The organism is Haliea sp. (assembly GCF_040222615.1).
Lineage (GTDB): Bacteria > Pseudomonadota > Gammaproteobacteria > Pseudomonadales > Halieaceae > Haliea.
In genome coordinates this window covers 1-12005 of record NZ_JAVKCQ010000237.1, presented here as the reverse complement: position 1 = coordinate 12005, position 12005 = coordinate 1, and the positions used below count along the sequence as shown (strand labels likewise).

Annotated in this window: 12 protein-coding genes; 3 read left to right on the top strand and 9 right to left on the bottom strand. The window is 64.1% G+C overall.

The window, feature by feature from the left end; all coding sequences use genetic code 11:
* The 3 genes from RJQ10_RS18735 to RJQ10_RS18725 form a co-directional block, all read right to left on the bottom strand.
* Positions 1–1123, bottom strand: a 1123-nt coding sequence (locus tag RJQ10_RS18735; protein WP_350148974.1) for a wax ester/triacylglycerol synthase family O-acyltransferase, incomplete at its 3' end; no start/stop codon positions are given.
* Between the two features lie 33 nt (positions 1124–1156).
* Positions 1157–1462 (bottom strand): AzlD domain-containing protein, encoded by a 306-nt coding sequence (locus tag RJQ10_RS18730; protein ID WP_350148972.1) that lies wholly within the window; start codon positions 1460–1462, stop codon positions 1157–1159.
* Complete coding sequence (locus RJQ10_RS18725) at positions 1459–2163, bottom strand: AzlC family ABC transporter permease (protein WP_350148971.1); 705 nt, start codon at positions 2161–2163, stop codon at positions 1459–1461. Before RJQ10_RS18725 ends, RJQ10_RS18730 begins: the two co-directional genes overlap by 4 nt.
* A 119-nt stretch (positions 2164–2282) precedes the next feature.
* Here RJQ10_RS18725 and RJQ10_RS18720 point away from each other — a divergent pair, with 119 nt between their 5' ends.
* The 3 genes from RJQ10_RS18720 (at position 2283) to RJQ10_RS18710 (ending at position 5227) form a co-directional block, all read left to right on the top strand.
* The gene (locus RJQ10_RS18720; RefSeq protein ID WP_350148969.1) at positions 2283–3428 is read left to right on the top strand and encodes a class I SAM-dependent RNA methyltransferase; all 1146 of its coding nucleotides are present in this window, start codon (positions 2283–2285) and stop codon (positions 3426–3428) included.
* Between the two features lie 95 nt (positions 3429–3523).
* Positions 3524–4264, top strand: coding sequence for a DUF3108 domain-containing protein (locus tag RJQ10_RS18715; protein WP_350148968.1), 741 nt, complete (start codon positions 3524–3526; stop codon positions 4262–4264).
* A gap of 18 nt (positions 4265–4282) precedes the next feature.
* Positions 4283–5227, top strand: coding sequence for a hypothetical protein (locus RJQ10_RS18710; protein WP_350148966.1), 945 nt, complete (start codon positions 4283–4285; stop codon positions 5225–5227).
* Positions 5228–5275: 48 nt separating this feature from the next.
* Here the strand turns inward: RJQ10_RS18710 and RJQ10_RS18705 are convergent, their stop codons facing one another.
* The 6 genes from RJQ10_RS18705 to RJQ10_RS18680 form a co-directional block, all read right to left on the bottom strand.
* Positions 5276–6730 carry a M81 family metallopeptidase gene (locus tag RJQ10_RS18705; protein WP_350148965.1) on the bottom strand — a complete coding sequence of 485 codons (1455 nt, stop codon included), beginning with the start codon at positions 6728–6730 and terminating at the stop codon, positions 5276–5278.
* Positions 6730–7848 (bottom strand): aminotransferase class I/II-fold pyridoxal phosphate-dependent enzyme, encoded by a 1119-nt coding sequence (locus RJQ10_RS18700; RefSeq protein ID WP_350148963.1) that lies wholly within the window; start codon positions 7846–7848, stop codon positions 6730–6732. Before RJQ10_RS18700 ends, RJQ10_RS18705 begins: the two co-directional genes overlap by 1 nt.
* The gene (locus tag RJQ10_RS18695) at positions 7838–8788 is read right to left on the bottom strand and encodes a Rossmann-fold NAD(P)-binding domain-containing protein (RefSeq protein WP_350148961.1); all 951 of its coding nucleotides are present in this window, start codon (positions 8786–8788) and stop codon (positions 7838–7840) included. Before RJQ10_RS18695 ends, RJQ10_RS18700 begins: the two co-directional genes overlap by 11 nt.
* Positions 8785–9909, bottom strand: coding sequence for a DmpA family aminopeptidase (locus RJQ10_RS18690; RefSeq protein WP_350148959.1), 1125 nt, complete (start codon positions 9907–9909; stop codon positions 8785–8787). Before RJQ10_RS18690 ends, RJQ10_RS18695 begins: the two co-directional genes overlap by 4 nt.
* A 3-nt stretch (positions 9910–9912) precedes the next feature.
* Positions 9913–11091 carry an acetyl-CoA C-acyltransferase gene (locus RJQ10_RS18685; RefSeq protein ID WP_350148957.1) on the bottom strand — a complete coding sequence of 393 codons (1179 nt, stop codon included), beginning with the start codon at positions 11089–11091 and terminating at the stop codon, positions 9913–9915.
* 21 nt (positions 11092–11112) lie between these two features.
* The coding region (locus RJQ10_RS18680; RefSeq protein ID WP_350148955.1) for an aminotransferase class III-fold pyridoxal phosphate-dependent enzyme at positions 11113–12005 on the bottom strand (893 nt) is incomplete at its 5' end.

The window sequence follows — 12005 nt, the reverse complement described above, 5'->3', positions numbered from 1 at the left end:
CCAGGCGCAGTGCCAGCGCGAGCAGGTTGCCGGGGATGAGATCGGTCAGCTGCAACGCCAGCCGCGGCCCCAGCGCCGCAGCGTAGGCCTTGGCCTGCAGGCTGTTCTGATGCACCGCGACCAGGCGCGCCATGGGCTCGGCGATATGGGTACACAGGGACACTCCCATGAATCCCACCATGTTGCCGCCGGCCATCTGCTCCTCGGGCGAACGCACGTCGATCGGGCACCCCGCCACGAGGCTGGAGCCCGGGAGTTGCTTTTTTTCTGCCAGATAGCGCCGCAGGCCGCCGGCGACGATGGTCAGCATGACATCGTTGATGGTAGCGCCCGGATGCAGCTGCCTCATCGCGCGGATGGCGCCGAAATCAAAGCGCGTGGCATCGACTACCCGGTTGGCAGAGATGTGGCCCTGGAATCTGGTCCGCGGCGGGCTGCCGCGCGACTCGAATGCATGCTCGCGATAGCCCTTGTAGAGGCGTCCGAGCACCGGCACCGCCTGCCGCAGCAGACCCCAAGCCTGCACCGGCATTTTCCAGGCATCCATGTAGGCCCTGGTCAGCATGCTGACCGATGAAGGCACTTCCGGCTGCCAGGGCGGCGCCGGGGACACCTCCGCCGGTACGGGCGAGGGATCGAGCATCAGGCTCATGAAACGGGAGCCGGTGGCCCCGTCCATCGCCGCATGGTGCACCTTCAGCAACATGCCGAAACAGTGCTTCGGCAGGCCGTGGACATTGTCCAGCCCCTCGATGATGTACATCTCCCACAGGGGCTTGTCCCGCGCCAGTGGCTGCGAGTGAATGCGCGCAGCAAGAATACACAGCTGGCGCCAGTCTCCCGGCTTGGGCAGGGCAATATGGCGGACGTGGTATTCCAGATCGAAGTGGGGATCATCAACCCAGTAGGGCTGACCCAGTCCCAGCGGAACGCTGACCAGCTTGCGGCGGAAGATGGGCGACAGGTGTACCCGTGACTGCAGCAGGGCGAGGATGTCCTTGAACCGCACTTTGCCGCCAGGCGCGGTACTCTGGTCGTAGATACTGACGCCGCCGATATGCTGGGGCATCCCCTCGAGCTCCGCATGCACGAACATCGCATCCTGTCCCGATAACTGTTGCATGGTCTTTACCTCCAACTGGGTCCAGGGCCTCCTTTATACCGCACGCACCACGGCGGCGACCAGAATACCCGCCGCTATCGCCAGCATCGGACGCCGGTACAGCAGCATCAGTACCGCGGTGGACAGCAGCGCCAGCTGCCCGGCGGCATCGGCCTTGACGGCCACCGGCACCAGCACGGCGACCAGCACCGAGCCCGCCATGGCGTTGATAAAGCCCTCCACCCGGCGCCCCATGGGCACGAAGGACATCAGCAGCACCCCGCCCAGGCGAGTCAGCAGCGTGACCAGCGCCATCAGGGCGATCAGCAACAGGGCGCCCCCCGACTCAATGGCAATCATGCCTTGTCCTCCAGCCAAAGCGCCCCGACCAGGCCGCCGGCAAGTGCACCGACCAGGACATGGCTGTTCTCCGGCAGCCAGCGGTAGGCCGCGTAGGCGGCCATTCCCCCAACCACCCAGGCCAGTACCGTGCGCGATGTGCGCCGCCCGGCCAGAACCATGCTGAGCATGAAACAGCCCATGACCATGTCCACACCCAGCGCTTGTGGATCGGTGATGGCGCTGCCGAACACCATGCCCGCCAGGGTGCCGGCCAGCCAGGTCAGCCACAGGGCAAAACCGCCGCCCACCAGGGCACCGAGCGCGTTTCGCCCACTCTGCAGATCGTTCAGGTTCATCGCCCAGTTGGCGTCGGAGAGCACCACCAGGCTGGCATAGCGCCGCCCGGGAGGTAGCCGGGACATCCACGGGTACAGGGTGGCGCCCATCAGCAGCATGCGGGCATTGATGGCGAAAGTGGTCGCCAGCAGCGGCAGCACCGGGACTTCGGTACCCCACATTTCCAGCGCTGCGAACTGCGCAGTACCGGCAAAGACCGTGGCACTCATCAACAGGATTTCGCGGCCGGGGAGACCGGCCTGGGCTGCCGCCAGGCCAAATGCAGCGCCGAAGACCGCCACGAACAGGGAGATGGGCAGCAGGCGCCAGAAGCCCTGCCTGAAAACAGCCAGCGAAAGTTCCGGCGCGGTGTGGTCCGACATGGCCACCAATACTCCCAACAGCAAACCGTGGGAACGAATGATAGCAGCTAAGCGGGGCCGCCATCGCCGGGGAAAAACCCCGGTGCTATCATTGCGCTCCTGCAGCCAGAGCCGTTCCCATGCCAGCGATCAATGAGCAGTTCACCGCTACCGTACGCGATCTCGGTACCGATGGACGCGGCATCGTCGAGCACCCCGGGGGCCAGGTGTTCTTTGTCGCCGGTGTCTGGCCCGGCGAAACCGCCCGCTTCGCTGTCTCCGGCTTCCGGCAGCGCTTCGGCTTCGCCCGCCTGCTGGAGCTGCTTGAGTCTTCCCCGGCCCGGGTAGCACCCCGCTGCGCCCACCACGGTACCGGGGCCGGGGACTGCGGAGGCTGCCCCTGGCAATTCGTCAGCTACGAGGCGCAGCTGGCAGCCAAGGAGCAGCGGGTACGCCAGGCACTTGCACGCCTGCAGCTTGCCGACCGGGTCGCCCCCATCTGGGGCTCACCCGAAGCCTTCGGCTATCGCAACCGCGCCCAATTCAAGACCGATGGCAGGAAGCTGGGCTATGTCGCCGCGGGCTCCAGGACCCTGGTGCCCATCGCCGACTGCCCGATCCTGACGGCGCACAACCGGGCGACCCTGCAGGATCTCCTGGCGTCGCTGCCCAATAGCGAATTCAGGGCCGGCCGCAAGCGGGACTGGACTACCCTGGACGTGGACGACGACATCGGCGCCGCGGAAGTATTGCCCAACCGCCGGCGCCCGTTCCGTCAGGGCAATACGGCGCAGAATCTGCGCATGCGCAAGTGGCTGGGGGACGCTGTGCACAAACTGGACCGGCACCGCTTCGTGCTGGAACTGTTCTCCGGCTCCGGCAACTTCACCGAGGTTCTGGCAGAGGCCGGCTTCGCGCATATACTGGCTGTGGAAGCGGTCGAGGACAGCGTGCAGGCCCTGGCAGCGCGCCAGCTGCCTGGAGTGGAGACGAGACGCTGCAACCTGTTTGCGGAAGCCGACTGCGCCCGCCTGCAGGAGCAGGCGCGCGAGGCCAGCATCCTGGTACTGGACCCGCCCCGGGACGGGTTCAAACTGGCCACAGAGCTGCTGACCCGAAAGCACCGCTTCCGGGATGTGTTCTACATTTCCTGCGATCCGGCCACCTTTGCCCGGGACCTGGAGGCATTCCTCCAGGCCGGCCTCCGGGTCGCGGAAATACAGCCCATCGACCTGTTTCCGCACACTCCACATGTGGAACTGCTGTGCTGGCTGCGACGGGATTAGTCCACCGGGGAGTGAATTCGCCGACGCCGCGCAGGTCCAACAGGTGGATCTATCGGTTTCCTGTCCCTGCCAACCGTTTACCAGGTATCTCGCCAATGCTCGCATCGAAAGCTCTGCTCATACTGGCCCTGGGGACTCCCCTGCTCGCTTTGGCGAGCAGTGAACCCGACGATATCCCCAGACCGGCAATTGCCACCTACGAGGCGCAGTACGAGGCCAGCTATAGCGGTTTTCCCATCAAGGCCGAACACCGCCTGACCCGAAGCGGCAACGGCTATGAAATCCGGATAAAAGCACGTAATTTCCTCGGCAAAATCACCGAAGAAGAGCTATTCCATATAGACGGGCAGGGTGCGATCGTGCCCGACAGCTATCGCAATGACCGCTCGATAATGGGCACAACGCGCAAGGAATCCATGGCCGTGGACCACGCCACCAGCAGCATTCGCGCCGATCGCAAGGGCCGGCAAGCACAGCTGGATTTCGAACCCGGCCAACTCGGCCCGCTGAGCCACCAGCTGGAACTGGCGAGGGACCTGCAAGACGGGGTAGAAGATTTGAGCTACGCTGTCATTATCCGTGGCAGTGTCCGGGACTATCGCTATGAGCGCCGCGGCGAGGAGGATCTGGAGACGCCGCTGGGCACACTGCGGGTTCTCAGGCTTGAGCGCGTGCGCGACAACAGTGACCGCGAGACCGTGCTGTGGCTCGCACCGGAACTGAATTACCAACCGGTTCTACTGAGGCAAAAGGAAGATGGCAGTAGCTATGAGCTTACTCTACAGTCGTTCCGCTTCACCGGGGAGTCCACCGCGACACCCGATGCGGGCCAGTAGCGAGCGGACCCTGTGCCGATGAAACGCTCACACGCCGAGGGGCTGTTGCACCTGCTGGGCGCCGCGCTGGTTCTCTGGTCCGGGATGGCCAGCGCCGCGGAGGAGGCAGAGGAAGACAAACCCTGGCTGGACGACAGCCATGAGTATGTGAGTGAACGCGCGGACAACCTGGCTGCCTGGATGGACAGCTTCTTCGGCGTCAACCGGGTTGACGAGGAAGCGCCCTTTTCCACCCTGCGCCTGCGGTTGGAGCCGGAGTGGGACGAAATGGACGGCTGGGACACCGGGCTCAGCCTGCGCGGCAAGGTGCACCTGCCCAACCTGAACAAGCGCGTGAGCCTGCTGTTCTCCGACGATGACGAGAAAACCGGCAACGACGACCTGCTGATTGATCGCCAGAACGCGCCCGATGATATCGCCCTGCAGATCACCGGGCGCGAGCGCAAGCACGACCGGATCGATTTCAAGATCGGCCTGCGCTCCACCCTGCATCCGAAGACCTCTGTACGCTATCGCTACGAAAAACCGCTCTCGGAGGCGGTGATCGGACGCTTCAGCCAGGAGGCGCTCTACCGCACCGACGACGGCTTTGCCACCGTGACCCGGGCCGAACTGGACACCATAATTGACGACGACAAGGTCCTGCAGTGGACCAACCGTCTGCGCTGGTTCGAAGATGAACCCGGGGTGAGCTGGAACACCGGCCTGAGCCTGAACCGGCGCCTCAGCAACAACCGCGTGCTCGGCTACTACACGGCCATCAGCGGCGCCACCGAGCCCGGCTACTACACCCGGTCCTACGGGTTCGGCATGCGCTACCGCCAGAACATCTTTCGGAAGTGGCTGTTCGCTGAACTGCAGCCCAGCTATTTTTGGCGCCGTGACGAGTTCGAGGACAAGCGCAATGGTTCCGCCGCGATTCTGTTGCGTTTGGAGGCCGTCTTCACCCGCGACTGGGACTAGCGTCCGGCAGCAGCAACTGGCCACCGATAACACCGACGTGGCGGGACCTCACGGCGAGCTTGTACCGACGAGCACGGGAGGTGGAATAGCACTGGCCGCACAGTCATCCAGCGGCCACATCGGGTAGCGGCGGTGCCGGAATGGCAAACGCGCAAAGTCCACGGTTCGGGAACAGGGTGAGTCGCAATACAGTATCTTGCCCGCGAACGCTGCGAAGGCATTGTAGAAATGCTGGGCCGACTTGACCACGAGCACAGCCTGGGTCGCCGGGTCGATTCCCACTTCGCTGAAGACCAGCGTGCCAAACACCTGCTCCCGGTAATCCCCCAGCACGATCTGCACCCCGCCATGGCGAACAGCTGCCAGAGTGCCGACCGCAATCGGTTCATAGCCCGGCATGGCATTGATACGGGCCGCGGTATTGATGCAGGTCACGGTAAAGTCGCCGACCAGAGGCGGTCCCGCAAGCTCACCGCTGTGGCCGCCCAGGGACAGCCGCACAGTAGACCCGACGCCCGCCTCGACGACCCGGGCCAGCGCCCCGGCATCGCGGAACAGCGCCATGGCCACGTTGCGCAGGTCGCGCGCGACCACTTCCTGCAGTATCCAGGTGGCGTCGCTGCCAGTGCCGGCGCCCGGATTGTCGCCGGCATCGGCTATGACCAGTGGCCCGGGATGCGCGAGGGAAGCCTGATCCAGACACTCCCCGATTGACCGGTAGTGTCCCAGGTCCGCATCGCGGATGTCCCAGAGCCTGCGCGCAAACTCGCGGGCAAGACGCGTGGCAGTATCCGGGTCGTCGTCCGTGATCACCATCACTGCCGCCCCCGCATCCGGGACATCCGACCAGGGAAACCCGTGCACCAGGGAAATATGCAGGACCGAGGATGACGCCTCCAACGCACGGGCTTCATCCACCAGTGTTTTGCTCGGCTGCAGGGGAGTATGCCACAAGCTGAATACCGGTATCGGCACGAAGGCCGTGACCGGAGATATCTCCCGCCGCCGCTGGCGCAGCGCGAGGTCAACAAGCTGCGCCGCAGTCTCCGGGAAATCCGTGTGCGGGTATTCCTTGATCACACAGACCAGGCTCGCCTGCTCCAGCAGGCACCGGCTGATGGCGGCGTGCAGGTCCAGCATGACGCCGATGATCACGTCGCTTCCACACACGCCTCGCACCGCGGCGACGACATCGCCTTCGCAATCGGGGTAACCCTCGGCGACCTGTGCGCCGTGCAGGGAAAGCAGGATGCAGTCAAACGGCCCCTGGGCGGCAATCTCCGCAACCAGCCTGTCCCTCAGTGTTTCGTAGTCGGCGCGCACGGTGGGCGCCGATGGTGCGGCGCGGGCACAGAGGCCGCGAAAAACCTCGCAGCCGCTGGCGGTTGCCGCGGTGTACAGGTCCTCGCAGGAGACGAAGTGATCCCCGTAGTCAGCCAGCTGTGTCGGCACCGGAGAAAACGCATTGGTCTCATGAATCAGGCCGCCAACGTAGATTCGCATCACGCACCCTTTAATTGCAGCAGGAACTCATCGATCAACTCCAGGCCTTCCAGCAACTCTGCAGTCTTGCCGCCAATGCCCAGGCGCAAATAGTGGTCCATTCCAAACCAGTCGCCGGCGACAATAAGCACATCCTTCTCCAGCCGCAGGCGCGTCGCCAGCTCGCTGGAGTTGATATCCAGGTTGTAGCCGATAAACGCCATGCCGCCGGCTTTCGGCGGAATCAGACGGAAGTTCTCCGCATGATTTGCGACCCAGTTTTCCACAATGGGTACGTTGGTCCGCAGCAGGCTGCGCCCATGTTCCAGGACTTCCGCCCGCTTCGCCGGCTGCATGATCACCTTGGCGGCGTACTGGGAGATGATTCCCGTGCTGATGGAAGTGTAATCGTGGTGGTGCCAGGCCCCGGCAATGACTTCCGCCGGCCCCGCCAGCCAGCCAATGCGCAGGCCGGGGTGCGCAAGCGACTTGGCAAGGCCGGAGGCGACGATGGTCCTGGGGTACAGGTCGAGAAAGCTGGTCGTCTCTACCCCGTCGAGCTCGGAGCCGGCGTAGATTTCATCGGACAGAATGTAACAGTCCCGGGCGGCGGCCAGCCTGACGATCTGCTCCATGTCCTCGCGGCTCAGCACGGAGCCGGTGGGATTGTTGGGATTACACACGGCAATGACCCGGGTCTTGTCGGATAATTGGGACTCCAGTTCATCCAGATCGGGCGCCCAGTTCCGGTCCTCGCGCAAATGGAAGGGCTTGACGGTGCAGCCCAGGGAGCGGGTCAAGCCGTACAGCAACTGGTAATTGGGCAGCATCATGGCCACCTCGTCACCGGGCTCCAGCAGGCTCCAGAAGGCGACAAAGTTGGCTTCGGCAGAACCGTTGGTGACCAGGATGTTGTCCTCGGTGCAGCCCCTGTAGTAGCCGGCCAGGGTAGCGCGCAGCTCGGGAGCGCCGTTGGTCTGGCCGTACCCCAGCCGCAGGTCGAGGACTTCCTGCTGCTGCTCCTCAGTCAGCAGTTCACGCAGGGTGTAGGGGTGAATGCCGCTTTCCGTGAGGTTGTATTTTACGGTGTTTTCGTAGAGCGACTGGTTGCGTTCCAGTTCAAAGGTTTCAATCTGCATGGGTCACACTCCGATAGATTGCTGTGGCGATCGCGATATCCTGCGTGGCGACCCCGGTGAGATCGACCACGGTAATTTGCCCGGCGTGGGTCCTGCCCGGCCCGCTGCCGCCGATCACTTCACCCAACTCAATAACGCTGGCCATATCCAGTGCCCCGGCGCTCACGGCCCGGAACACCTCTCCCCGGCTCGCCGCCTGGGCCCGTGAGTCCACGGCGACGACATCGGCGTTTGCCAGCAGGGCCGGGCTGAGTTCCTGCTTGTCCGCGGTGTCCGAGCCCACCGCGGTCACATGTGTGCCTGGCGCCACCGCATCCAGCAGAGGCCGGGTGGCGGGCGTGGTCGTCACCACAAGCTGACAGGCCCGGGCTAATTCCGCCGGGCTTGCCGCGAGCTGCATCCGGTAGTCCGTATCCGCCAGGCGCTGCCGGAGCGATTCAAACTGCGCTCTACCGCGCCCCCAGACCAACACCTGACGACACCCTGTTACCGGTAGCAGGTGGCGCAGCTGCAGTTCCGCCTGAATCCCGGTGCCGATGACACCGATCCCCGCGACCTCGCCCGGCGCAAAGTATTTCGCCGCCAGGGCGCCGGCGGCGGCAGTGCGCTGATCCGTGAGCATCCCTTCGTCAAGCAATACCGACACCAGCTCCCCGGTGGCTTGCGAGAACAGCAACATGAGACCGTTGCCGGAGGGGAGACCCAGCGCCGGGTTCTGGTAAAACCCGCTGGCGATCTTGACCACGTAGTAGGGCTCGCCGTGAACGTAGCCATATTTCAGGTGGACTTCGCCCAGCGGCTGCGAGAACAACATCTCCCCCACCGGTGGCACCACCGCCCTGCCGCTGGACCAGGCCACAAACGCCTGCTCCATCGCAGCCAGCAAATCCACGCCGGGGAGAGCAGCCTCGATCTCCTCCCGCCGGACAATACGGGTCACAGGTCTTCCAGGCGGTTGTGCTGGCGGAGAATGTCCTGCACCTGGGCGAGGGGAAAGCCCGGCGCCACCCGGTCATCCCGTCCAACCATGGTTTCGTTGGCGACCAGGCAGTTGATGATGGCTTCATCGGTCGCCTGGATCGCGGCTTCATAGACGCGGCTGATTTCGCCCTCGCCGAGAAAGCTCACGTCCACCACGCCCCTGTGCTGCTCAATGCTGTGCTGGTTGCCGGTGGAGAAGGCCAGGAAGAGATCGCCGGACTCGTTGGCGGCAATCCCCCCGGAGCGGGCAATGCCGTAGGCTGCGCGGCGCGCCACGCGGTTGAGTTGATGCGGCAACAGCGGGGCATCGGTGGCGACAATCCCGATGATGCTGCCTCTGCCGGGCTCAACCGCAGTCTGCAGCGGAAACAGATGGCCCATGGGAATGCCGGCGATCTGCATCAGGTGCCGCTTGCCGAAATTGGACTGTACAAATGCGCCGACGGTGTAGCGCTTGCCGTCTAGTTCAATGGCACGCGAGGCGGTGCCCGAGCCACCCTTGAACTGATAGGTGGTCATGCCGGTGCCACCGCCGACACTACCCTCTTCGATGGGCCCGCCCCGGGCATCGGCAAAGGCAGCGTAGACATGCTCCTCTTTGACATGGTGCCCATTGATGTCGTTCATGCCGCCGTCGTAGGTCTCGCCAGCCACCGGCATCCAGAACGGCTCCGGACGCTTTTCCACATCGACCTGGGCAGTGAGCCAGCGCGCCGTGGTATCCCGGGCAAGACCGCAGGAGTGGGTATTGGTCAGGGTGATCGGGCCCTCGAAGCGGCCGCGCTCCACGATCAGGTGCGTTCCCGACATCTCCCCGTTGCCGCTCATGGAAAAGAAGCCGGCATACACCGGTAGCGTGCCGCGTTCACGGCCCAGGGGAAAAATTGCAGTCACCCCGGTGCGCACCGGTCCCTCCCCCACCACCAGCGGCCCGGAACCGGAAATCAGGGTGCAGTAGCCCACCTCCACCCCTGGCACGTCGGTAATCGCATTGTTCACGCCCGGCTCACCCAGAAAAGGAATGCCGGCGCCACGCGCGCGCAGTTTGCCCGCCGGTGTTTTTCTGTGTTCCTGCTTCATGGCTCAGGCCACCTCGAACAGGCCGGCTGCACCCATGCCACCGCCGACACACATGGTGATGACCACGTATTTGACGCCGCGGCGCTTGCCTTCGATCAGGGCGTGCCCGACCATCCGCGCACCCGACATGCCGTAGGGGTGACCAATGGAGATGGCGCCGCCATTCACGTTCAGGTTCTCATCGGGTATCCCCAGATGGTCACGGCAGTAGAGCACCTGCACCGCAAAAGCTTCGTTCAGTTCCCACAGGCCGATATCGTCCATTTTCAAACCATGGCGCTGCAGCAGTTTAGGCACGGCAAACACGGGGCCGATGCCCATGATGTCCGGCGCGCAGCCGGCCACCGCAATACCCCGGTAGTATCCCAGCGGTTCGATACCGCGCCGCTCCGCATCCCGGGCTTCCATCAGCACACAGGCACTGGCGCCATCGGACAGCTGGCTGGCGTTGCCCGCGGTGACCGTGCCCCCCATCACCGGGGCCAGCTTGCTGAGGCCTTCCAGAGAGGTATCGGCGCGATTGCCTTCGTCCTTGCTCAGGGTTACGGTCTGCGTCGAGGTCTCCCCGGTTTCCTTGTTGGTCACCAGCTTGTCCGTGGTCACCGGGATGATCTCGGCATCGAACCGGCCAGCAGCCTGGGCAGCCGCGGTGCGCTGCTGACTCTGCAAGGCGTACTCATCCTGGGCTTGCCGACTGATATTGAAGCGTTTGGCGACCACCTCGGCCGTTTCCAGCATGCCCATGTGGGTATTGGGATGGGCCGCCAACAATCGCGGGTCGGGTATCCGGTGGAAGTTCATGTGCTCGTTCTGCACCAGGCTGATATTCTCCACCCCGCCGGCAACCAGCACGGTCATCTCATCGTCGATGATCTGTTTGGCCGCGGTGGCGATCGTCATCAGGCCCGATGAGCACTGGCGGTCAATACTCATCCCCGCGCAGGATTCCGGCAGGCCACCGGCGAGTGCTGCCAGGCGGCCGATGTTGAAGGTCTGGGTACCCTGCTGGATTGAGGCACCCATAATGCAGTCCTCTATCTCGGCGGGGTCAACCCCGGCACGCCGCACGGCTTCTGCGATCGGATAACCCGCCAGGCTAGGCGATTCAAGGTTGTTGAACGCTCCCTTGTAGGCACGCCCAATGGGGGTTCTGGCGGTGGCAACTATTACGGCTTCACGCATGGGGTTTTTCCTCTTGATGGATCAGGCGGCCGCGGCAGGAATGGCGCGCAGGGCGCCCTCCGCCTTGTCCAGGATAAAGTCGATATCTGCCTCGGTCATCGCCGTCGACAGGACCATGAAGCCATGGCTCGCCATATAAACGCCGTTGTTCAGCATATGGCGGAAAAAGGCCTCCGAGTGCTGGCCTATGGCAGGCTCGCTGATCACGGCTTTCACCGTTGACCGATAGTCCGTCAGCGGGGCATCGGTGTGGAACAGGCCCACCATGGAAGCCGCACCGGTCACTGTGCCCGGCCGCCCCGTGACCCTGAGCAGTTCCCGCAATCCGCTGCGCAGTCGTTCGCCGAGGCCAGCCAGGCGATCGTGAGCCGCCCGATCGTAGAGTTCCATGGCGGCGGCTCCCGCCACCATGGTCATGGGGTTGGCATTGAAAGTGCCGCCATGGGCCATTTTGGCGCCGCCGCGCGGATCGAAGAGCTCTTCCATCAACCGGGTGGGAGCACCTATCGCACCAATCGGCAGCCCGCCGCCGATAACCTTGCCCATGGCGGTGATGTCCGGCAACACACCCAGCTCACCCTGGGCACCGTGGTAGCCCATGCGGAAACTGTACACCTCATCAAAGATAAGCATGGCACCCAGCGCGCTGGTCTCTTCGCGCAGCATTTTCAGGAACTCGCCATCCACCTGCAGGAAGCCCAGGTTCTTGCACAGGGGATCGATAATCACCCCCGCCAGGTCATCGGCATGCCGCCGCAGAATGGCGCGGCCAAGCTCCACGTTGTTGGCTGGCAGGATGATCGTGCTGGCCCGGGCCCCTTCGTAGACGCCCGCGGGGGCCACGCCCTCGGGCGCCTCATCGGGGCCCCAGAGGTCCGGCGTCGGATACACACTCACCGACACAGCGTCATAGC